Genomic DNA, 22,266 nt, shown 5'->3' on the forward strand with positions numbered 1-22,266 from the left:
TCACTTCTGCACCTCGGTGCGGGTCGGAAGTGACTGGTCGACGGTGCGAAAGTGACCGCTCGTCCGTCGGGGTCAGGGGAGGCAGAGCGGGATCGGCAGCGGGACCGGCAGGCAGGTGGGGTCGTCGGTCGGGGACGGGCCGGGCGAGCCCGAGGCGGTGGGCGACGCGGTGCCGGTGGGGCTGGTGCTCGCCGTGCTCGTCGGGCTGGTGCTCGGGCTCGAGGTCGCGGAGCCGGTCGGGCTGCTCGTGCCGGTGGGGGAGGCCGCCTGGGACTCGCACTCGTCCAGCTCCTGCTCGGCGCGGCGCAGGTCCGCCCGGGCGGCCTTCCTGTCCCGCTTGGCCGCCTTGAAGCTCCGGCGCGCCTTCGTGAGCCTCGCGCGCGCCTTCTTCTCCTGGGCGCGGGTCTCGGCCTCGTCGACGGCACGCTCCGCGGCGCGGGTCCGCTTGGCGGCCCGGCGCACCATGGTCTTGGCCTCGGTGAACGCCTCCTCGGCGTCCTGGACGGCCTGCTCCTCGTCGCTGCAGCCGGCGACGGCGTACGCCGCGACGGCGGCGGGCTCGGGCGCCGCGCCGGTCCTGGCCCAGCCGGCGGTGGCCAGCGAGGCGGTGGTGGCGAGCAGCGCGACGCTGAGCACCGAGGTGAGGGCGATCCTGAGACGGGTGGGCACGAGGGGGTCCCTTCCGAGGCGGCGAGCGGTCTGCTCCCCGACAAGGTAGGCCCGGCACGCGCCTGTGGGGCAGCCTTTGTGCACTCCGGCCGCCCCACAGCAACACGCGCGGTTCAGACGGCCGCGGCGACCTGCTCCCGGTCGTCGATGCCCCCGTCGATGCCGGTGCTGCGCGAGATCCGCTCCTGGCGCACGGCCCAGACGATGCCGCTGATCCACAGGACGGCGAGGGTCCCGGCCAGCAGGGCGACCTGGGTGCCGGTGGCGCCGAACGCCTCCGCGATGGTCTTGGAGTTGGTCACCACGATCAGGCCACCGGCGGCGACACCGAGGACGCGCGCGGCCATGATCTTCACCAGCCACGCGGCGATCGGGGCGGCGATCACACCACCGGAGAGCAGCGCCAGCGCGTAGGACCACGGGATGCCCTGCGAGCCGAGCGCCCAGATGAAGCCGAGCGAGCCGCCGACGGCCACCACGAACTCCGAGGTGTCGATGGAGCCGACCACCTTGCGGGGCTCGAGCCGACCCGACGACAGCAGGGTGGTGGTGCCGACCGGGCCCCAGCCGCCGCCGCCGATGGCGTCGAGCGCGCCGCCGACCAGGCCCATCGGGGCCAGCATCCGCGCCGAGGGGCGCGAGCGGAACTCCGGTTGGCGGCCCCCGAGGACCAGGAAGCGCCAGATCACGTAGAGGCCGAGGCTGAGCAGGATGCCGGCCACCCAGGGCTTGGCCGTGCCGCCGTCGAGGTTCGACAGGAGGGTCGCGCCGGCGAAGGCGCCCACGAAGCCGGGCACGGCCAGGATCGAGACGGTGCGCCAGTCCACGTTGCCGAGCTTGTGGTGCGAGAAGCCCGAGACCAGCGAGGTGCCGATCTCGGAGAAGTGGACGGCGGCGGAGGCGGCGGCCGGGGCCAGGCCGACGGCGAGCAGCATCGTCGAGGAGGTGACGCCGTACGCCATCCCGAGTGAGCCGTCGATCAGCTGGGCCAGCAGGCCGACGAAGCCGAGCACGAGGAGCTTGCGCATGGGGGGAAGCCTTTCAGGAGTGCTTCTCTAAAGTTGAGTGAACTACTAGAGATTATGCACATTGAAGCGGCCGAAGGCGGGTTCTGCTTGGATGTGGGCGTGGTCACACCCCGCGAGACGCCCGGTCCCGCTCCCGCTCCGTTCGCCGCGGACGAGATCCGCGAGGCCTACGCCGCCCTGCACCGCAAGGTCGCCGGCTTCGCCGAGAGCGGGGACTGGCACGGCTTCGCCGACCTCTTCACTCCCGACGCGGAGTACGTCGAGCACGCCTACGGCACGTTCCACGGCCGCGAGGAGATCCGGGCGTGGTCGGTGGCGACCATGACGGCGTTCCCCGGCTCGGTGATGACGGGCTTCCCGCTCGCGTGGCAGGTCGTCGACGAGGAGCGCTCACGACTGGTGTGCGAGGTGCGCAACCTGATGCCCGACCCGGGCGACGGGACGATGCTGGAGCAGTCGAACCTCACGATCATGACCTACGCCGGCGACGGGCTCTTCCGGCGCGAGGAGGACGTCTACAACCCGCTGCGCTTCCTGGGCATGAGCCTGCGCTGGGCACGCATCGCCGAGGCCCACGGACGTCTCGACGAGCAGGGGCGGGCCTACCTGGCCCGGCACGGGTCCGACCACGGGTCGAAGCCGCGGCAGTAGGGGCAGCGGGAGCCCGGCCGGGTGGCCGCTCGGGGTCTGGCCGGGCTTGGCCCGCTCTGGGATGCTCGTGGCCATGAAGTCCGCTGCGCGCCGCGTGAGCCTCGAGGTCGTCGGCTGGACCCTCGTGGTCGCCGGTGTGGCCGCGCTGGTGCTGCCCGGTCCGGGCCTGTTGATGCTCTTCGCCGGGATGGCGGTGCTCTCCCAGCAGTACGAGTGGGCCGAGAAGCGCCTGGCGCCGGTGAAGTACCGCGCGCTCCGCGGCGCCGCCGACAGCGTCTCGACCTGGCCCCGCATCCTCGCCAGCTCGGCCGCGGCCCTGGTCGTGGCCGGCCTGGGCGTGCTCTGGATCGTGGGCCCGGCTGCGCCGTCGTGGTGGACCTTCGACGACGACTGGTGGCTGTTCGGCGGCGCGGCGACCGGCACCACCCAGGTCGTCTCGGCCGCGATCGCCCTCGGGCTCATCGTCTACAGCTACCGCCGCTTCCACGACAAGCCCGAGGCGCTCGCCGAGCTCGAGGCCGAGCGGCAGGACGCCGAAGCCACCTCCTGACGCCGGGGTCCGCCCCGGGTGTCGGTGCCGCGTGCGATGCTGCCGCCGTGCCGCTCCACCTCCACCGCGCCACGCGCACCGACCGGCTCGTCGACGGCCTCGGCGAGCTGCTCGCCGTGCCCCTGGACGACCCGTTCGCCCAGGAGGTCGTGGTGGTGCCCGCCAAGGGCGTGGAGCGGTGGGTGACCCAGCGGCTCTCGCACACCCTCGGCGCCGGGCCGCGCGGCGGCGACGGCATCTGCGCGGGCGTGCGGTTCCTGACGCCGCGTTCACTGGTCTCGCTGCTGCTCGACCGCGACCGCGACGACCCGTGGGACCCCGACCGGCTGGTCTGGCCGCTGCTGGGCGCCATCGACGCCTCGCTCGACGAGCCGTGGTGCGCCACCCTGGCCCACCACCTCGGACACGGTCGCTCCGGGCAGGACGCCGAGCTGCGCCGCGACCGGCGCTGGTCGGTGGCGCGGCGCCTGGCCGGGCTGATGGCGGCGTACGCCGTGCAGCGACCGGCGCTGGTGACCGACTGGCGCGAGGGGCGTGACACCGACGGCGCGGGCGGGTCGCTGCCCGAGGACCTGGCCTGGCAGCCTGAGCTGTGGCGGCGCCTGCTCACGCGGGTGCCCGCCGACCCGCCCGACGTGCGGCTGGCGCGCACCGTGGCCGCGTTGGAGAGCGGCGGGGCGGGCCTCGACCTGCCCGCTCGGCTCTCGCTCTTCGGCCACACCCGGCTGCCTGCCGGCGAGGTCGCACTGCTGGGCGCCCTGGCCCGCGCCCGGGACGTGCACCTGTGGCTGCCGCAGCCCTCGCCGGCGCTGTGGGAGAGCCTGCAGGATCTGCCGGAGGGACGGGGCGGCCCGGTCCGCCGCTCCGAGGACCGCTCGGTCGAGCGCGCCGACCACCCGCTGCTCGCCTCGCTGGGCCGCGACACCCGGGAGCTCGCCCGCACCCTGGCGCCGCTGGACCCGCTGGACGAGCCGGTCGACGAGCCCGCCGAGGTGCCGGCCACCCTGCTGGCGCGCCTCCAGCACGACCTGCGCGCCAACCACGCGCCCACGCCCGAGGAGCGGGCCCGCCGGGTCCACGACCCGGCCGACCGCAGCCTGCAGGTGCACGCCTGCCACGGCCCGGCCCGCCAGGTCGACGTGCTGCGCGAGGTGCTGGTCGGCCTCCTGCAGGACGACCCGACCCTCCAGCCGCGCGACATCCTCGTGATGTGCCCCGACATCGAGACCTACGCCCCGCTGGTCTCGGCCGGCTTCGGCCTGGCCGACGCCGTCGACGAGACCGAGGGGGGCGGCCACCCGGCGCACCGGCTGCGGGTACGGCTGGCCGACCGGGCCCTGACCAGCACCAACCCGCTGCTCGCCCTCGCCGCCTCCCTGGTCGAGCTCGCCGGGGGCCGGGTGAGCGCCTCCGACGTCCTCGACCTCGCGGGCTCGGCCGCCTGCCGGACCCGCTTCGCGCTCGGCGACGACGACCTGGAGCGGATCGGGCGGTGGGTCGGCAGCGCCGGCATCCGCTGGGGGCTCGACGCCCCGCACCGCGGCGCGTTCTCGATGGCCGCCTTCGAGCACAACACCTGGCGCGCCGGGCTCGACCGGGTCCTGCTCGGGGTCGCGATGAGCGGCGACGACCACCGCCGCGTCGGGCGCGGCCTGCCCCTCGACGACGTGGGCAGCTCCGACGTCGACCTCGTGGGCCGCTTCGCCGAGCTCGTCGACCGGCTCGACGCCTGCATCACCGCGCTGTCGAACGCCGAGGACGCCGCGACGTGGATGGGCGCGCTCGCCGACGGCGTGCGCAGCCTGGGCGACGTGGCCCCCGACGACGCCTGGCAGCTGGCCCAGCTCGACCGCGAGCTGGCCCGGGCCGCCGCCGCTGCCGCCACCGACGGGCCCGGGGTGCGGCTGCGCCTGGCCGACGTGCGTGCCCTGCTCGCCTCCCGGCTCGGCGGACGCCCGACCCGGGCCAACTTCCGCACCGGCACCCTCACCGTCTGCACGATGGTGCCGATGCGCTCGGTGCCGCACCGGGTGGTGTGCCTGGTCGGCCTCGACGACGGCGTCTTCCCCCGCAGCCTGACGCCCGACGGTGACGACGTGCTCGCCCGCGACCCGCTCACCGGCGAGCAGGACGTGCGCAGCGAGGACCGGCAGCTGCTGCTGGACGCGGTGCTCGCCGCCACCGAGACGCTGGTGGTCACCTACACCGGCGCCAACGAGCACTCCGGGGCCCCGCGCCCGCCCGCGGTGCCCCTCGGCGAGGTGCTCGACGCCGCCGACCGGACCTGTGCCGCAGCGGTGCGCGCCAGCGTGCTGACCCGCCACCCGCTCCAGCCCTACGACGCCCGCAACCTGACGGCCGGCGGGCTGCTGGTGCACGAACCGCGGCCCTTCAGCTTCGACACCGCGGCGCTGGGCGGCGCCCGGGCCGCCGCCGGCGAGCGGATCGCGCCACCGCCGCTGCTGACCGGCGACCTGCCCGCGCTGGAGCGTGGCGACGTCAGCCTGGCCGACCTGCGCTCCTTCTTCGCCCACCCGGTGCGCAGCTTCCTGCGCCAGCGCCTCGACGTGTCCACGCCGCTGGAGCCCGACGAGGTCGGCGACGCCATCCCCGTCTCCCTGGACTCGCTCGAGACCTGGGCCGTGGGTGACCACCTGCTCCGCGAGGTGCTGGCCGGCCAGGACCCGGTGGCCGTCATGACCGCCGAGCAGCTGCGCGGCACGCTGCCGCCCGGCGTCCTGGGCGAGCTCGCGCTGCGCGGCGTGGTCGAGGAGTCGCAGCGGCTCTTCGAGCGCACCGCCGACCTGCGCGTCGGCTCGCCACGCACCCTCGACGTCGACGTCGACCTGGGAGACGGGCGGCGGCTGACCGGCACCGTCACCGGTGTCCACGGCAGCAAGGTGCTCTCGCTGGGCTACTCCCGCCTCGGCGCCAAGCAGCGGCTCTCCTCGTGGGTCGACCTGCTCGCGCTCTCGGCCGCCCACCCCGACGAGGTCTTCACGGCCCACGCCGTGGGCCGCGAGCGGGCCGGGCCGCGGCGGGCCCTGGCCGGCCCCGTCGACCACCGGGCGGTGGACTGGTTGCGCCGGCTCGTGGAGCTGCGCGACCTCGGGCTTCGTCGTCCCCTCCCGATCCCGGTGCGCACCGCGGCCGCCTGGGCCGAGGGCCACGCCCGCAGCCTCCAGGGCGACGACGTGTCGCCCGAGGACCTGGCCCGCAAGGCCTGGGAGACCGACCCGCACCACCCCCTCGGGATCCTGGGCGAGGACGCCGACGCCTACCACCGGCGCACCTTCGGCGACGGCGCCGACCTCTCGGTGCTGCTCGACGCCGGGCTCGCCGAGCACGCGTGGACCCTCTGGGAGCCGTTGCTCACCGGCGGTGAGCAGATGGGACCCCTCTGATGACCACCGACTTCGACGTCTGCGCCCCGACGCTGCCGGCCCCGGGCACCACCACCCTGCTCGAGGCCAGCGCGGGCACCGGCAAGACCTGGACCATCGGCGCGCTCGTGACCCGCTACGTCGTCGAGGGCGTGGCCCGGCTCGACGACATGCTCGTGGTCACCTTCGGCCGGGCCGCCAGCCAGGAGCTGCGCGAGCGGGTGCGGGCCCAGCTCGTCGAGGCCGAGCGCGCCCTGGCCGGGGACCCCGACGTCCCTGCCGGCAGCGACCTGCTGCGCCTGCTGGTCGGCGACGGCAGCGACCGGGAGGTCCGGCACCGGCGCGTCCTCGAGGCGCTGGCCGGCTTCGACGCCGCCACCATCGCCACCACCCACCAGTTCTGCGCCCTGGTGCTGGAGTCCCTCGGTGTCGCCGGTGACACCGACTCCCGGGCCCGGCTCGTCGAGGACCTCGACGACCTGGTGCGCGAGGTGGTCGACGACCTCTACCTGCGGGCCTTCGCCTTCGCCGAGACCGACCCCGTCTTCAGCCACGCCGACGCCCTGGCGATCGCCCGGGCCGCGGTCCGCGACCCGCAGGCCCGCCTCGAGCCCGCCGACGCCGACCGGTCCACGCCGGTCGGCCGCCGGGTCGGCTTCGCCGAGAAGGTCCGTGAGGAGCTCGACCTGCGCAAGCGCCGGCTCGGGATCCTGTCCTACGACGACCTGCTGCTCCAGCTCTCCCGGGCGCTGGAGGCCGAGGACTCGCCGGCGCGCACCCGCATGCAGGAGCGCTGGAGCGTGGTGCTGGTCGACGAGTTCCAGGACACCGACCCGGTGCAGTGGGAGGTCCTCGACCGGGCGTTCAGCGGCGTCGCCACGATGGTGCTCATCGGTGACCCCAAGCAGGCCATCTACGCCTTCCGCGGCGGCGACGTCACGACGTACCTCAAGGCGGCCCGCACCGCCGACCGGCGCGAGAGCCTCGGCGTCAACTGGCGCAGCGACGCCGCCCTGCTGGCCGCCTGCCAGGAGCTGCTCGTCGGCGCCCGGCTCGGCGACGAGCAGATCGTGGTGCACCCGGTGACCGCCCACCACCGCGACCGTCGGCTCGAGGGCGCCCCGGTCGAGGCGCCGCTGCGGCTGCGCGCGGTGCGCCGCGACACCTTCGCCCGCCGGCCCACCACGATGCTCACCGTCGCGCAGGTGCGCCCGCACGTCGCGCGCGACCTGGCCCTCGACGTACGCCGCCTGCTCGCCTCGGGCGCCACCTTCGACGGCCGGGAGCTGGAGCCGCGCGACGTCGCGGTCATCTCCTACCGCCACGCCGACCTGGCCGCGGCCCAGCGCGCGCTCGTCGAGGTCGGTGTCCCGGCCGTGATCGCCGGCGGGGGCAGCGTCTTCGCCACCCCGGCGGCCGTGGAGTGGCTGACCCTGCTCGAGGCGCTCGAGCAGCCGCACCGCAGCAGCCGGGTGCGCGCCGCTGCGCTGACCTGCTTCGTGGGCCGCACCGCCGAGGAGATCGACGCCGGGGGCGGGCCGGAGGCCGACCGGGTCACCGACGAGGTCGCCGACGTGCTGCGTCGCTGGGTCGACCTGGTCGCCCGGCGTGGCGTGGCCGCGGTGATGGAGGCGGCCTCGGCGTCCGGGATGCCGGCGCGGGTGCTGCGCGAGATCGGGGGCGAGCGTCGCCTCACCGACCTGCGCCACATCGGCGAGGCGCTGCACGAGACCGCCCAGCGCGAGCACCTCGGGCTCGTCTCGCTGCTCGCCTGGCTGCGCGAGCAGGTGGCCGAGGGTCGCGCGGGCCGCGGCGCGGAGCGCACCCGCCGGCTCGACTCCGACGCGGCCGCCGTGCAGCTGGTGACCATCCACGCCAGCAAGGGGCTGCAGTACCCCGTCGTCTACCTGCCGGCCCTGGCCGACCGCTTCGTGCCCAAGCCGGTGCGGCCCCTCTTCCACGACGACCGCGGCGTGCGCTGCCTCGACGTCGGCGGCCAGCGCGACGCCGGCGCCGAGGGCTGGGGCGAGAGCGTGCGGCGCTGGGCCGACGAGGAGGCCGGCGAGTGGCTGCGGCTGCTCTACGTCGCGCTGACCCGCGCCCAGGGCCAGGTCGTGTGCTGGTGGGCGCCGACCAAGAACGCGACGTCCTCCCCGCTGCACCGCCTGCTGATGCGGCCCGAGGGCGGCCCGAGCGTGCCCGACGCGCCCGCGGTGCCCGGCGACGACGAGGTCGTCACCCTGTTCTCCGCCTGGGCGCAGCGGGGCGGGCCGGTGCCGGAAGCGGCCCTGTGGGGCGACCCGCCGCCGGTGCCGCCGCGACCCGAGGTCGGCCACCTGGAGGCCCGGCACTTCGAGCGCGCCGTCGACACCGCGTGGCGGCGGACGTCGTACTCCGCGCTCACCGCGACGCTGACCGCCGAACCGGCCACCGGCGCCGCCGGTCTCCCCGGCGCGGGGCCCGCCGGGTCCGGTGCCGCGGTCGGCAGCGAGCCTGAGGTCACCCCGCGCGACGACGAGCCCGACGGCCCGGCGACGGCGAACGCCCCCACCGCGGCGCCGGACGAGCCCGGCACCGCCGCACCCGTGCCCGCCGAGCTGCAGCTCGACTCCCCGATGGCCGCGCTGCCGGTCGGCGCGACCTTCGGGTCGCTGGTCCACGCCGTGCTCGAGCACACCGACCCGCACGCCCCCGACCTGCACGCCGAGCTCCTCGGGCACGTCGTCGAGCAGCTCGTGTGGTGGCCTGTCGACGTCGACCCCGAGGCGCTCGCCACAGCGCTGGTCGCGGTGTGCGAGTCACCGCTGGGCGGTGCCGCGCCGGGGCTGCGGCTGCGGGACGTCGGCCTGCGCGACCGGCTGCGCGAGATGGACTTCGAGCTGCCCCTCTCCGGCGGCGACCTGGCCCCCGGCGCGGCGGACGACCCGGCCGCGCAGGTGCGCCTCGGCGATCTCGCGCCGCTGCTGCGCCGGCACCTGGACGACGACGACCCGGTGCGCGGCTACGCCACCGCGCTCGAGCAGCCGGCGCTGGGCGACCAGCCCCTGCGGGGCTACCTGACGGGGTCGGTCGACGTGGTCCTGCGCACCCCGGGGTCCGACGGCCCGCGCTACGTGATCGTCGACTACAAGACCAACTGGCTGGGGCCCATCGACGAACCCCTCACCGCGCACGCCTACCGTCCCGAGGCGCTCGACGCCGCGATGGTGCACTCCGACTACCCCCTCCAGGCACTGCTCTACGCCGTGGTGCTGCACCGCTTCCTGCGCTGGCGCCAGCCCGGGTACGACCCCGAGCGGCACCTGGGCGGGGTGCTCTACCTCTACCTGCGCGGCATGTGCGGCGCGGACACGCCCTGGGTCGACGGCGAGCCCTGCGGCGTCTTCCGCTGGACCCCGCCCGTGGCCCTGCTGGAGGCCGTCTCGGACCTGCTCGACGGAGGCGCCCCGTGACCCAGCCCGACCCGCTGCCCGCCCACGACCACCGCCGCGCGCGCTCCGCCTCCGGGCTGCTGGCGCGCTTCAACGACACCGGCCTGGTCGAGACCGCCGACGTGCACGTGGCCCGCCGGGTTGCGGCGCTGGCCGGTGAGAGCGACGACCAGGTGCTGCTCGCCGTGGCGCTCGCGGTGCGCGGGGTGCGCTCCGGGTCGGTCTGCGTCGACCTCGCCACCGTCCCGGCCCTGCTCGAGCACCCCGACTGGCCCGAGCCGGGGGCCTGGGTCGCGGCGGTCGCCGCCTCCCCGCTGGTCGACCAGGGCGTGCTGCACGTCGAGGACGGCACCGTCTACCTCGACCGCTACCACCGCCTCGAGACGCAGGTCTGCGACGACCTGGTCACCCGGGTCGCGGCGCCGGCGCCGCAGGTCGACCACGCCTCCCTCGAGGCGGCCCGCGCCCGGATCCGCGGCGCGCGCCTCAGCGACCAGCAGGAGCGGGCCGCTGTCGGTGCCGTCGGACGCTGGACCACCGTGCTCACCGGTGGGCCCGGCACCGGCAAGACGACGACGGTGGCCCGGTTGCTGGTGCTCCTCGCCGACCAGGCCGCGGCCCGCGGCGAGCGGTTCTCGGTGGCCCTGACCGCGCCCACCGGCAAGGCCGCGACCCGGCTCCAGGAGGCCGTGCTCGCCGAGCTGGCCGGCCTCGACCCGGCCGACCGCGAGCGGGTCGGGCGACCCGAGACGATGACCCTGCACCGGCTGCTGGGCTGGCGGCCCGACAACGCCACCCGCTTCCGCCACGACCGCGGCAACCGGCTCAAGCACGACCTCGTCGTCGTCGACGAGTCCTCGATGGTCGAGCTGACGATGATGGGGCGCCTGCTCGAGGCGATGCGTCCGGAGTCCCGGCTGGTCCTGGTCGGGGACCCCCGCCAGCTGACCTCGGTGGGTGCGGGTGCGGTGCTCGCCGACGTCGTGCGCGGCTTCGCCGACCACTTCGGCGAGGACTCCGCGGCCTCCCCGGTGGCCTCGCTGAGCGAGAACTTCCGTTCCACCGAGGACATCAAGCAGCTCGCCGAGGCGCTGCGCCTCGGGGACGCCGACGAGGTGCTGGCGACGCTGCGACGCCCCAGCGACGAGGTCGAGCTGGTCGAGCTGCCCCCCGAGCCAGGGCCCGGCGAGGCCACGACGGCGGTGCCCGCGGTCGCCGCGGCGCTGCGCGAGCGCTCTCTCGACCTCGCCCTGCGGGTCCGGCGGCACGCCGAGGCCGGCGAGCACGAGCCGGCCGTGGCCGCCCTGGACACCCACCGGCTGCTGTGCGCGCACCGCGATGGGCCGTTCGGCGTACGGTTCTGGAACCGGCAGGTCGAGCGGTGGCTGGCCGAGGAGCTCGGCGAGCCCGTGCTCGGCGAGTGGTACGTCGGCCGCCCGTTGCTGGTGACCACCAACGACTACACGCTCGAGGTCTACAACGGCGAGACCGGCGCGGTCGTGCGCCAGCCCGACGGCCGCTTGCGCGCCTGGATCTCCGGCTCCGAGCAGCTGCGCGACTTCTCCCCGGCCCGTCTCGAGGCCGTCGAGACCATGCACGCCATGACGGTGCACAAGAGCCAGGGCAGCCAGGCCGCGCACGTGACCGTGCTGCTGCCCGAGGCCGACTCGCGGCTGCTGACCCGCGAGCTCTTCTACACCGCGATCACCCGCGCCCAGCAGCACGTGCGGGTCGTGGCCTCCGAGGCCGCGGTGCGGGCCGCCGTGGGGCGCGAGGCGCAGCGGGCCTCGGGGCTGCGCGAGCGGCTGGCCCGCAGCCTGTCCGCGGCCACGGCGGGGTGATCCCGGCCCGGGCCTGCTCCCGGTTCGCGACACCTGCCCGCAACACGAGGCGACTACTGTCGTGGGCGTGTCCTTCCTGCTGCGTGTCGAGCTGCCCGACGTCCCTGGCTCCCTGGGGCGCCTGGCGACCAGCATCGGTGAGGCGGGCGGCGACATCGAGGCCATCGAGATCATCGAGAAGATCGACGGCTCGGCGATCGACGACGTGCTGCTCGAGCTCGAGCCGGGCACCATGCCCGACGCCATCGTCACCGCCTGCCACGCGCTGCCCGGGGTCCGGGTCGTGTGGATCAGCCGGTACGCCGCCGGCGGCCAGCTCTTCCTCGACCTCGAGGCCGTGGAGGAGCTCACCGCCAACCCCGCCCAGGCGCTGGACCGTCTCATCGACCTGCTGCCGCTGACCTTCCGCGCCGACTGGGCGGCGCGCGTGCACCGGGTGCAGGGCATCGTGCACGCCACCGACGCCGCACCCTCGGAGCTCCCGTTCGTCGAGGTGGTGCGCACCAAGCGCATCGAGATCGACGGCGACGACAACAACGTCTACGTCGCCGCCTACCTGACCGGCAACGAGGTGGTCCTGCTCGGCCGTCGGGGCGGCCCCGAGTTCCTGGACTCCGAGCTGGCCCGCGCAGGACACCTGTGCGCACTGGCCGTCGGGATCGCCCGGCCCTGAGGAGACGGCCCTGAGGAGACGGCCCTGAGGAGACGGCCCTGGACCGGAGGCCGGGGCGGGTCGATAGCCTGCTCGCCATGAGCGCCATCGACGCAGTGTCGGAGATCTTCGACGCCGAGGCCTGGTACGTCGTCCCCGGCTTCGAGGACCTGACCGACCTGACCTACCACCGGGCCCGCGCCCACGGCACCGTCCGGGTGGCCTTCGACCGGCCCGACGTGCTCAACGCGTTCCGCCCGCACACGGTCGACGAGCTGCTGCGGGTGCTCGAGCACGCCCGCACCTCCAGCGACGTCGGCTGCGTGCTGCTGACCGGCAACGGCCCGGGCGAGCGGCACGGCAAGTGGGCCTTCTGCACCGGCGGCGACCAGCGCATCCGCGGCCGCGCCGGCTACCAGTACGCCGAGGGCGAGAGCGCCGAGACCGTCGACAAGGCCCGTCTCGGGCGGCTGCACATCCTCGAGGTGCAGCGGCTGATCCGCTTCATGCCCAAGGTCGTCATCGCCGTGGTGCCCGGCTGGGCCGCCGGCGGCGGGCACTCGCTGCACGTGGTGTGCGACCTGACCCTGGCCAGCGCCGAGGAGGCGCGCTTCAAGCAGACCGACGCCGACGTCGGCTCCTTCGACGGCGGCTTCGGGTCGGCGTACCTGGCCCGTCAGGTGGGCCAGAAGAAGGCCCGCGAGATCTTCTTCCTCGGCGCCGAGTACTCCGCCGCCGAGGCGGTGGCGATGGGTGCGGTCAACCAGGCCGTCCCGCACGCCGAGCTCGAGACGGTCGCCCTGGAGTGGGGTCGCCTCGTCAACGGCAAGAGCCCCACCGCGCAGCGGATGCTCAAGTACTCCTTCAACGCCATCGACGACGGCCTGGTCGGCCAGCAGCTCTTCGCCGGCGAGACCACTCGCCTGGCCTACATGACCGACGAGGCCGCCGAGGGGCGCGACCAGTTCCTCGAGAAGCGCGACCCGGACTGGTCCGAGTACCCCTGGTACTACTGACCCGGCGTGTTCGGGCCAGGTCTGCCGGGCATGCTCAGTCGCGCGAGCTCCGCGTCCGAACGGCCTCGACGAGCTGGCGCTCGGCATCCGGACCCGGCCCGACCCGGGGCAGCCGGAGCATCAGCACCGCACCGGCTCCCCACCAGACGATGAGGATGAGCCACTCGTAGGGCCAGACCAGGGCGGCCGGCATCCCCGGCATGAACAGGATGCCCAGTCCGAAGGTGAGTACGGCGGCGGCCACCCCGACGCCGGAGCCGCCGCTCACCCGGAACGGCCGCTCCATCTCGGGCTCGCGGGAACGCAGGAGGACGAACGTGACGGTCACGAAGAAGAAGGCGATGACGATCACGAACCCGCCGGCATCGACCAGCCAGACCAGCATCTGACGGCCGAACAGGGGCGCCACGATCGAGAGCCCCCCGACGAACAGGATCGCGTTGCTGGGCGTCCGGTAGCTGGGGTGCATCTTGCCGAACCAGCTCGGCACCATCCCGGAGGTCGCCATCGCGTAGAGCAGCCGGCTCGCCCCGATCATGAAGCCGTTCCAGCTGGTCAGGATGCCGGCGATACCGCCGACCACCAGGACGTCGCCCATGGTCTCGCTGCTCCAGAGGGCGGCCATCCCGTCGGCCGCGGAGAGCTCGGACCCAGCGAGCACGTCCATGGGCAGCGACGACCCGACAGTGAGCATCACCAGGACGTAGAAGCTCGCCGCAGCAAGGACCGAGACGACCACGAGCTTGCCGATCTGCTTGAACGGGAGGTTGATCTCCTCCGCCGACTGCGGGATCACGTCGAAGCCCACGAAGAGGAACGGCACCGCGACCAGCACCGCGAGGACACCCCCGGCGCCGTCGTTGAACAGGGGGGTCATGTTGTCGGTGTCGCCGCCGATGAACGACCCGAACACCAGCAACGCACCTACGACGAGGAGGAACGCGACCGCGAACGTCTGGAAGACGGCGGCCGGCCGAACCCCCACGTAGTTCAGCGCGGTGATCACGAGGGCACCGACCACCCCGACCGCCACCCAGGAGGCGTACACCTCGTAGCCGGCCACCGTCCACAGCTTCCCGGCGAGCATGTCGGGTGCGAGGAACAGCACCGTCTGGGGCAGCGCCACCGCCTCGAACGCGACCACGGAGATGTAGCCGAGCACGAGGCTCCACGAGCACACGAAGGCAGAGCGTGAGCCGAGCCCTCGCAGCACGTAGTTGTGCTCACCACCGGCCTGGGGCATCGCCGAGACCAGCTCCGCGTAGGTGAGCCCCACCAGCGCCATGATGATGCCGCCGACCACGAAGGCGAGAGCGGCTCCGAGAGTCCCTGCGTCCTGCAGGAAGCCACCGGTCAGGACGATCCAGCCGAAGCCGATCATCGCCCCGAAGGCGACCGCCAGGACGTCCCAGCGTCCGAGGACCCGGGTGAAGTTGCTGTCAGCGGAATCCGTGTGCCCCACGCCCGCGACTCTAACCTCGTCGAGCCGGCTCACGAAGCGTTCTGGCGTCGCCGATTCACGGGAGTCCGCGTGGCCCTCGCCGTCCTGGCCCGCCCTCCAGGGGCCACGGGCTCGCGGAGGACCCCTCACACGTGGCGCACATCGGGAACACAGCGTCTTCCCACGTCCGAGGTGTCACATGGGGTTCACCAAGCGCACCACTCCTCCCCAGCACGTCAAAGGACTCTCATGTCTGTCTTCGCCTTCATCGCCGCCGATCTCGTGGCCATCGGTCTCATGGTCTTCACGCTGTACTTCCCGCGCCATCGCCGCCGTGACCTGATCGTCGCGTTCCTGTCGATCAACGTGGGCGTCATGGGGGTCACGTACGCGATGGCCACGGCGGAGCTGTCGCTCGGCTTCGGGCTCGGCATCTTCGCTGTGCTGTCGATCATCCGGCTGCGCTCCACGGAGATGGACCACGCCGAGATCGCGTACTACTTCACCGCGATCGCACTCGGTCTGCTGGGAGGGTTCCCCTCGATCTCGCCGTACGTGAGCTTCACGCTGATGGCCGTGCTGCTGGGCGTCATCGCCGTCGGCGACAGCCCGGCGCTGTTCCCCCGGACCCGCCAGCAGACCATGGTCCTGGACCGTGCCGTGACCGACGAGGCGGCGGCGCGCGACATGCTCGGCACCCTCCTCGGTGCCCGCATCGACCGCGTGACGCTGCGCAAGGTGGACCTGATCTCCGAGAGCACGGTGTGTGACGTCAGGTTCACCCTGCCGAGTGCCGGCCGAGCCGTCGAGAACTCCCCGGATGCCCGCATGGGACCGGCTGCCCACGACGTCACCGCCCTCGCCACGTCAACGCGTGTCCGATGACGGCCTGGATGGACACGGTGCGGGCGTTGCCCGCCCTCACGCTCGACGAGGTGGATGACCAGGCCGCCCTGCAGACCAGGGTCGACCGCAAGTACGTCGTGCAGCCCGAGACGTGGGGCATCGTGCTCGCCGCGCTGGACAGCGAGCCGAGCGTGCTCCAGATCGACGGCCGCCGCAGCTTCCGGTACTCCTCCACGTACTACGACACCTCCGAGCTGGACAGCTACCGCGACGCGGCCCGCAGCCGTCCGCGCCGCTACAAGGTGCGCACCAGGCACTACCTGGACACCGGCTCGAGCGCGGTCGAGGTGAAGATGCGCTCACCGTCCGGCGCCACGGCGAAGAGCCGGCAGTGGCTCGAGGAGGACGCGCTACCGGACGCGAGCCGCCTGCCCGCCGGCGCCGCCGTCTTCGTCAGCGGGTTCGAACGGATCGGCGCCCAGGCCCACCGCCTCACCGAGGTGCTGACCACGTCGTACGAGCGCGTGACGCTCGTGGCGGCCGACGCGCGGGTCACCGTGGACCGTCACGTCGTAGCAGCCGAGGTCCGGGGCCGGCACCTGGACTACGGCGACCTGCTGATCGTCGAGACCAAGTCGGCCGGCGGGGCCGGTGCCGTCGACCGCGCGCTGTGGGCGAGAGGCATTCGCCCGGCCCGCTTCAGCAAGTACTGCACGTCGCTCGCAGCGATGCGCCCCGAACTTCCCTCGAACAGGTGGTCACGGTCCATCCGCCGCTACCTGCCCGCCGCCGCCGCGCCCGCCGCGGCAGCCTGGAAAGGCCTGAGATGAACAAGCGCCCCTCCACCCTCCTCGCCGGTCTCGCCCTGGCCGCCACGCTGGTCTTCAGCGGCTGCAGCGCCGGCACCGGCGACACCTCCGAGGTCGCTGCCAACACCTCCTCGGTGAGCTCCCCCGTCGCCGAGCTGAGCTACGCCGATCTGGACATCGACGAGGCGGACCTGTCCTTCGACACCGCCGACGCCGTCGACATCACCCTGGTCGACGGGGAGTCCGAGGCCGGCAGCGGCGCGCGCGTCGACGGGGACACCGTCACCATCGACGAGGCCGGCACCTACCGCCTCACCGGCACGCTGACCTCCGGCTCGGTCGTCATCGACGCACCCGATGCCGTGGTCGACCTCGTGCTCGACGGCGTCGACATCACTGCCGCGGACGTGGCCGCCATCAACGTGGTCGAGGCTGATCAGGTGGTCATCTCGCTCGCGGACGGCAGCACCAACGTGCTCGCGGACACCGCGGGAGCCGCCGTGGACGAGACGGCCGAGGACGCTCCCAACGCCACCCTGTTCTCCTCCGCCGACCTGTTCCTCACCGGTGAGGGCGCCCTGTCAGTCACGGCGCACGCCGCCGATGCGATCACTTCCAAGGACACCCTCGTGATGGCCGGCGGAGACGTCGCGGTCACGGCGGCCGACGACGGCGTGCGCGGGAAGGACCACCTGGTGATCTCGGGCGGCAGCCTGACGGCCGACGTCGAGGGCGACGCGCTGCGCTCCGACAACGAGTCGGTCGCCGATGAGCCGGACGCGGCCGTGGGCGTCATCTGGATCGATGGCGGGACGCTGGACCTGACGTCCGCCTCGGACGCGATGGACGCAGCCCGCCAGGTCACGGTGCTCGACGGTGACCTGACGATCGCGGCAGGCGACGACGGCATCCACTCCGACAACGTGCTGCGCATCGACGGTGGCACGGTGGACATCACCGAGAGCGTCGAGGGCATCGAAGGTGCATACATGTACCTGTCCGGCGGTGATGTCTCCGTGGTCGCCAGCGATGACGGGATCAACGTCTCCGGCGGCGCAGAAGCACTCGCGGAGGAGACCACCGCGACGACCGACGACGCGGCTGCCCAGCCCGATGAGGCCGCAGGCGGAGGTCCCGAGGGTGGCCCACCGGCCGGGGATGCGTCGGTCGACGACCTCGACTCGCTGACCGTGTCCGCCATGGAGGGCACCGGCTTCGGCGGACCCGCCGAGGGCGACAACGGCACCCGGGTCCTGGAGCTCAGCGGCGGCACGTACGTCGTCGGCACGACCAGCGACGGCGTGGACGTCAACGGCTCGATGGACATGACGGGTGGCACCCTGGTCGTCTCGAGCACCGAGAACGTGCGTCAGGGCGCCATCGACGTGGACGACGCTTTCACCATCTCCGGTGGAACGCTCGCAGCGAACGGCATGACCACCATGGCGGTCGCGCCCGGAGAGGACTCCTCCCAGGCGACCCTCGCCCTCACCTTCAGCGGCACCGTGCCGGCGGGCACAGTCATCACCATCGCCGCCGAGGACGGAGCACAGATCGCGTCCTTCACCACCGCGAAGGCCTCGAGCTCCTACATCTACTCCTCCGGCGTTCTCGAGGAGGGAGCCGACTACACGATCTCGGTCGGCGGCGAGATCACCGGGACGGCCACCGGATGGCTGGTGCTGGACGGCACGGCGTCCGAAGGCAGCAACATCGGAACCGTCGCCGCGAGCCAGTCGTGATGACCAGGCACGATCGTCGCGCCCCGCACCCCAGCGGGGCCCTCGACTGTCGTCCGTGACCACCGCGTCGTGGCCGGCGGCACTGGTGCGGCCCCGGGGGACAAGAATTCGGGAAACCCGCGCCGGCAGGCGGCTGCAGGAGCACGCTGGTCCTCCTCCGGGCGCCGTCGTGCGTGCCCCTGGCTCAGCGAGGCCCCATGTCGTCGTCCATGCCTGCTCGTCCCGTCCTGCTCGCTGCGCCGGTCCTGGCCCTGGCCGGGCTCCTTGCCGCGTGCAGCGGGGAGATCTCGGTCGGCGGCCCCGACGGCATCAGCCAGGAGCGCCTCGAGACCGAGGTGGCGGGCAACGTCAGCGGCGCCGACAAGGACCAGGTCGAGGTGGACTGCGGGGGAGAGCTCGAGGCCGAGCCGGACGCCACGCAGGACTGCGTCATCACCTACACCGCGGACGGCAGCCGCACCGGGGTCCGGCTGACCGTCACCGACGTCCAGGGCGACGAGGTCGAGTTCGACCAGCTGCTGTTCATCGCGGCCGAGGACGTCGCCGACGCGGTCGAGCGGTTCTACACCGAGCAGGGCATCGTCGTCGACACCGCGACCTGCGCCGGCGAGCTCCTCGGCGAGCAGGGTGAGACGACCACGTGCGAGGTGACGTCCAGCTCCGACGGCGACGCCACGATCGAGGTCACCACCACCACCGTGGACGGGCTGACGGTCAACTTCGATCTCGACGTGGCGTCCTGACACCGGCGGCGGTGCCGCCGCGTCTACCCTGTGCGACGTGAGTGTCGTCGTGCTGACCGGTGCTGGCATCTCCGCCGAGAGCGGGGTGCCGACCTTCCGCGACGCCGACGGGCTGTGGGAGGGCCACCGCGTCGAGGACGTCGCCACCCCGGAGGCCTACGACATGGCGCCGACGCGGGTGCTGCGCTTCTACGACGAGCGACGCGCCGCGCTGGCCCGGGTCGAGCCCAACGCCGCCCACCACGCGCTGGTCCGGCTCGAGGAGGTGCTCGGCGAGGACCTGCTGGTGGTCACCCAGAACATCGACGACCTGCACGAGCGGGCGGGCTCGCGCCACGTCGTGCACATGCACGGCCAGCTGCTCTCGGCCCTGTGCCGGGTGTGCGAGGGACGGGTGCCGTGGACCCGCGAGCTCGTCGACCACCCGCCCTGCCCCGGTTGCGGGCACACCGAGCTGCGCCCCGACGTCGTCTGGTTCGGCGAGATCCCCTACGAGATGGACCGCATCCTGCACGTGCTGGGCAGCGCCCACACCTTCGTCTCGATCGGTACGTCGGGCGCGGTCTACCCCGCCGCCGGGTTCGTCCAGCACGCGCGCCGGTCCGGGGCCCGCACCATCGAGCTGAACCTCGAGCCCTCCGAAGGGTCGATGTGGTTCCACGAGTCCCACCAGGGCCGCGCCGGCGAGCTGGTGCCGCGCTGGGTGGACGAGCTGCTGGCCGGGCGCCTGGCCTGATCCGGCGTCCCGCCGCCGCGAGTTCGTCCGCGACGGCCCCGGGGTCGTGGTGTGATCGGGGCTCCACACGACGAGAGGGCCCCGAGATGACGAGCTGGACACGACGAGCGGCGACTGCAGCGGTGCTGGTGACGACGAGCGCGTCCCTGGTCGCCTGCGGCGGCGACAGCGACACGGGCGCGGGCGGCGACTCCGGCTCCGCCTCCGCCTTCGCGGAGCAGGACGGCGCCGCGATCCGGGACGCGGCCGGTGACGCGATGGGCGACCTCGAGAGCCTGCGCGTGCAGGGCGACCTCACGGTGGACGGTCAGGAGATCTCCCTGGAGCTGGCCGCCAGCACCAGTGGCGACTGCACCGGCACGATCGGCATCGACGGCGCCGAGGCCGAGGTCCTCAGCGTGGGCGGCGAGTCGTGGTTCCGCCCGAGCGAGGAGTTCTGGCAGGCCCAGGCGGGCAGCCAGGCCGACCAGATCATCGACCTCGTCGACGGTCGCTGGGTGGTGCTCGGCGAGGACGACGGGTTCTCGGAGTTCTGCGACCTCGACGAGCTGCTCGACGAGCTCGTCGACGACAGCGACGAGGACACGACGTACGAGACCGGGGAGACGAGCGACGTCGACGGCACCAGCGCCGTCGCGGTCGTCTCCACCGACGAGGACGGCGAGGTGTCGACGGGCTTCGTGGCCGTCGACGAGCCGCACCACCTGCTGCGCATCGAGAAGACGGAGGGCGAGGACCCCGGCTCGGTCGTCTTCTCCGGCTTCGACGAGGAGGTCGGGGCCAGCGCCCCCGCCGACGACGAGATCGTCGACCTCGACGAGCTCGGCGCCTGAGGGCGGCCGCAGCAGGTCAGTGCGCTCCGGTCGTGTAGGTGCCGACCTGCTCCGTGTCGCGGTCCATCCAGCGGATCCGCGGCACGAGCATCAGCACCAGCACCAGCAGGGCACTGACGGTGAGGGTCACCGCGATGGTCGTCCACAGGCTGCGGACCAGCACGTCCCACACGACGAGGACGACGTCGCGCTCCTGGCCTGGGTCGATGCCGGTGTCCAGCAGTGACCGCGCGGCGAGCACCAGCAGCGCCAGCAGCCCGACGGTGGCCAGGCTGAGGGAGGCCATCAGCACCACGGTGCGCCGACGCAGCGGTGAGACGACCAGCGCGACGACGAGCAGCGCGGCCACGGTGACCGGGAGCCACCAGCCCACCGCCGCGATGCGCTGGTAGACGGTGCGGGCGGTGTCGAGCTCCCCGGAGCTCGCCACCGTGATGGCCATGACGGTGTTGCCCCCCGGGGGCCGGGACCCTAGGAGGCCCTGCTCGCGCAGCCCCTCGGCGGCGGCGTCGAGCACGGGTCGCAGGTCGATGCTCACCTGGGTGACGCTCCGGCCGGGGGACTCCTCCAGCAGGGCGAGCAGCGTCTCGTGGGCGCTGCGGTTGCTCTCGCGCCACAGGTCGGGGAAGACCGATGACTCCATGACGCTGTCGACGCTCCGCTCGGCGGCGTCAGCCACGTAGCGGGTCAGGGCGGGAGTCACCTCGTCCCTGGAGTCGCGCAGGTACGGCGCGAGCGCGCTGCGGCCGATCACAGCCTGGAGCCGCTTGCTGCGGCCCGGCACGTCGACCTGCTCGATGAGCGTCATCTCGATCCGACCGGCGAGCGCGGTGCGCACGACCGGCTCGTCGGCCAGCGGCCCGACGGTCTCCACGTAGGTGTCGGTGTCGGTGACCACGGCGGCGAGCCAGCCCGCGCTCAGCGCGAGCGGCAGCACGAGGGCGGCGACCAGCACCAGCAGGACGGACACGAGCCGACGCAGACCCCGGATGAGCTTCACCGGCGCATGATGGCACCCCGAGTGGCCGGACGTGCCCCCGACGTGCCCCGGCGGCTCAGGCGAGGCGCACGGCCTCGACGTACCCGTCGGTGTCGGTGTCGGTGCACCCACCCTGGAGTGGGGCGGCACGGACGTGCGACGTGCCCCGGCGTCGTGGTGGGATGCGGGCTGCGCGGGCGCCGGCCCGCACGGACGAGGGAGGTCGGATGCAGCCCAGGACGGTTCGTGGAGCGGTGGCGGCGGCGGTCGCGATGATGATGCCGATGACCGGCTGCGGGTCCTCGACGTTCGCCGACCAGGACGGCGAGGAGGTGCTGGCCACCGCCGCCGAGGCGATGGCCGACGTGACCTCCTTCCGGGTCCGGGCGGAGGTCCGGATCGACCACGAGAACGTGATGTCGGACTTCGTGGTCGCCGAGGAGGGGTGCTCCGGCGAGCTCGAGGGTGACGACCTGGCTGCAGAGGTGCTCAGCGACGGCGACCTGGTGTGGGTGCGCGGCAACGAGGCGTTCTGGTCGACGGAGGTCTCCCAGCGCAAGGCTCGGCGACTGGTGCGCCTGGTCGACGACGGCTGGATCGCGGCCCGGGCCGACCTGGTGCCCGAGGTGGCGCAGCTGTGCGACCTCGACCTGGCCGCCGACGGCCTCGTGCTCGAGGAGGGGCAGGAGCCTCCGCCCGTGGACGGGACCACGTCCATCGGCCGCGACGAGGTCGTCGTGCTGGGCTCGAGCAGCGGCGCGGTCTACGTGCGCAGCACCGCGCCCCACCACGTGCTGCTGCTGACCGACCGCGAGCTCGGGGCCGAGGTGCGCTTCTCCGAGATCGACGAGCCGGTGAGCATCTCCTGGCCCGACCCCGAGCAGGTCGTGGGCCCCTTCACCACCGGGGTCTGAGC

At 73.6% G+C, this 22,266-nt stretch carries 18 protein-coding genes; 14 read left to right on the forward strand and 4 right to left on the reverse strand.

Annotated elements, in window-relative coordinates; all coding sequences use genetic code 11:
- Positions 1–72 precede the first annotated feature (72 nt).
- Both I601_RS07235 and I601_RS07240 read right to left on the reverse strand, forming a co-directional pair.
- Entirely contained in the window at positions 73–669 is a 597-nt protein-coding gene (locus I601_RS07235; RefSeq protein ID WP_068107796.1) for a hypothetical protein, read from the reverse strand.
- 113 nt (positions 670–782) lie between these two features.
- A complete protein-coding gene (locus I601_RS07240; RefSeq protein WP_068107799.1) occupies positions 783–1,697 on the reverse strand; it encodes a sulfite exporter TauE/SafE family protein in 915 nt (304 codons plus the stop codon).
- A gap of 99 nt (positions 1,698–1,796) precedes the next feature.
- Here I601_RS07240 and I601_RS07245 point away from each other — a divergent pair, with 99 nt between their 5' ends.
- The 7 genes from I601_RS07245 to I601_RS07275 all read left to right on the forward strand — a co-directional run bounded on the left by I601_RS07245 (position 1,797) and on the right by I601_RS07275 (position 13,221).
- Positions 1,797–2,348 (forward strand): nuclear transport factor 2 family protein, encoded by a 552-nt coding sequence (locus I601_RS07245; RefSeq protein ID WP_068107802.1) that lies wholly within the window; start codon positions 1,797–1,799, stop codon positions 2,346–2,348.
- Between the two features lie 73 nt (positions 2,349–2,421).
- Positions 2,422–2,898 (forward strand): PGPGW domain-containing protein, encoded by a 477-nt coding sequence (locus I601_RS07250; protein ID WP_068114521.1) that lies wholly within the window; start codon positions 2,422–2,424, stop codon positions 2,896–2,898.
- Positions 2,899–2,945: 47 nt separating this feature from the next.
- Entirely contained in the window at positions 2,946–6,302 is a 3,357-nt protein-coding gene (recC, locus tag I601_RS07255; protein WP_068107803.1) for an exodeoxyribonuclease V subunit gamma, read from the forward strand.
- Positions 6,302–9,733, forward strand: a complete 3,432-nt coding sequence (locus I601_RS07260) for a UvrD-helicase domain-containing protein (protein WP_068107805.1) — start codon at positions 6,302–6,304, stop codon at positions 9,731–9,733. Before recC ends, I601_RS07260 begins: the two co-directional genes overlap by 1 nt.
- Positions 9,730–11,553 carry an exodeoxyribonuclease V subunit alpha gene (recD, locus tag I601_RS07265; RefSeq protein ID WP_084527297.1) on the forward strand — a complete coding sequence of 608 codons (1,824 nt, stop codon included), beginning with the start codon at positions 9,730–9,732 and terminating at the stop codon, positions 11,551–11,553. The genes I601_RS07260 and recD overlap by 4 nt, the downstream gene beginning before the upstream one ends.
- Before the next feature lie 67 nt (positions 11,554–11,620).
- A complete protein-coding gene (locus tag I601_RS07270; RefSeq protein WP_068114525.1) occupies positions 11,621–12,226 on the forward strand; it encodes an ACT domain-containing protein in 606 nt (201 codons plus the stop codon).
- 77 nt (positions 12,227–12,303) lie between these two features.
- Positions 12,304–13,221 (forward strand): 1,4-dihydroxy-2-naphthoyl-CoA synthase, encoded by a 918-nt coding sequence (locus I601_RS07275; RefSeq protein WP_068107807.1) that lies wholly within the window; start codon positions 12,304–12,306, stop codon positions 13,219–13,221.
- A gap of 34 nt (positions 13,222–13,255) precedes the next feature.
- On the opposite strand, the gene I601_RS07280 is transcribed toward I601_RS07275, so the two are convergent.
- Positions 13,256–14,683 (reverse strand): APC family permease, encoded by a 1,428-nt coding sequence (locus tag I601_RS07280; protein WP_068107809.1) that lies wholly within the window; start codon positions 14,681–14,683, stop codon positions 13,256–13,258.
- 228 nt (positions 14,684–14,911) lie between these two features.
- On the opposite strand from I601_RS07280, the gene I601_RS07285 reads away from it, so the two are divergent.
- The 6 genes from I601_RS07285 to I601_RS07310 all read left to right on the forward strand — a co-directional run bounded on the left by I601_RS07285 (position 14,912) and on the right by I601_RS07310 (position 20,371).
- Positions 14,912–15,547 carry a DUF4956 domain-containing protein gene (locus I601_RS07285; protein ID WP_068107811.1) on the forward strand — a complete coding sequence of 212 codons (636 nt, stop codon included), beginning with the start codon at positions 14,912–14,914 and terminating at the stop codon, positions 15,545–15,547.
- Complete coding sequence (locus I601_RS07290) at positions 15,544–16,338, forward strand: polyphosphate polymerase domain-containing protein (protein ID WP_068107813.1); 795 nt, start codon at positions 15,544–15,546, stop codon at positions 16,336–16,338. The genes I601_RS07285 and I601_RS07290 overlap by 4 nt, the downstream gene beginning before the upstream one ends.
- The gene (locus I601_RS07295) at positions 16,335–18,059 is read left to right on the forward strand and encodes a carbohydrate-binding domain-containing protein (RefSeq protein WP_068107815.1); all 1,725 of its coding nucleotides are present in this window, start codon (positions 16,335–16,337) and stop codon (positions 18,057–18,059) included. Before I601_RS07290 ends, I601_RS07295 begins: the two co-directional genes overlap by 4 nt.
- A gap of 209 nt (positions 18,060–18,268) precedes the next feature.
- Positions 18,269–18,802: a DUF4333 domain-containing protein gene (locus tag I601_RS07300; RefSeq protein WP_169834668.1), complete on the forward strand. Its 534-nt coding sequence runs from the start codon at positions 18,269–18,271 to the stop codon at positions 18,800–18,802.
- A gap of 37 nt (positions 18,803–18,839) precedes the next feature.
- On the forward strand, positions 18,840–19,538 hold the full coding sequence (locus tag I601_RS07305; RefSeq protein WP_218917769.1) for an NAD-dependent deacylase: 699 nt from the start codon (positions 18,840–18,842) through the stop codon (positions 19,536–19,538).
- A gap of 86 nt (positions 19,539–19,624) precedes the next feature.
- Complete coding sequence (locus I601_RS07310; RefSeq protein WP_157519949.1) at positions 19,625–20,371, forward strand: LolA-like protein; 747 nt, start codon at positions 19,625–19,627, stop codon at positions 20,369–20,371.
- A 16-nt stretch (positions 20,372–20,387) separates the two neighbouring features.
- On the opposite strand, the gene I601_RS07315 is transcribed toward I601_RS07310, so the two are convergent.
- A complete protein-coding gene (locus tag I601_RS07315) occupies positions 20,388–21,371 on the reverse strand; it encodes a hypothetical protein (RefSeq protein ID WP_068107823.1) in 984 nt (327 codons plus the stop codon).
- Between the two features lie 206 nt (positions 21,372–21,577).
- Between I601_RS07315 and I601_RS07320 the strand changes: the two genes are divergently transcribed.
- A complete protein-coding gene (locus I601_RS07320; RefSeq protein WP_157519951.1) occupies positions 21,578–22,264 on the forward strand; it encodes a hypothetical protein in 687 nt (228 codons plus the stop codon).
- Positions 22,265–22,266: the final 2 nt, after the last annotated feature.

This window comes from Nocardioides dokdonensis FR1436 (genome assembly GCF_001653335.1).
Lineage (GTDB): Bacteria > Actinomycetota > Actinomycetes > Propionibacteriales > Nocardioidaceae > Nocardioides > Nocardioides dokdonensis.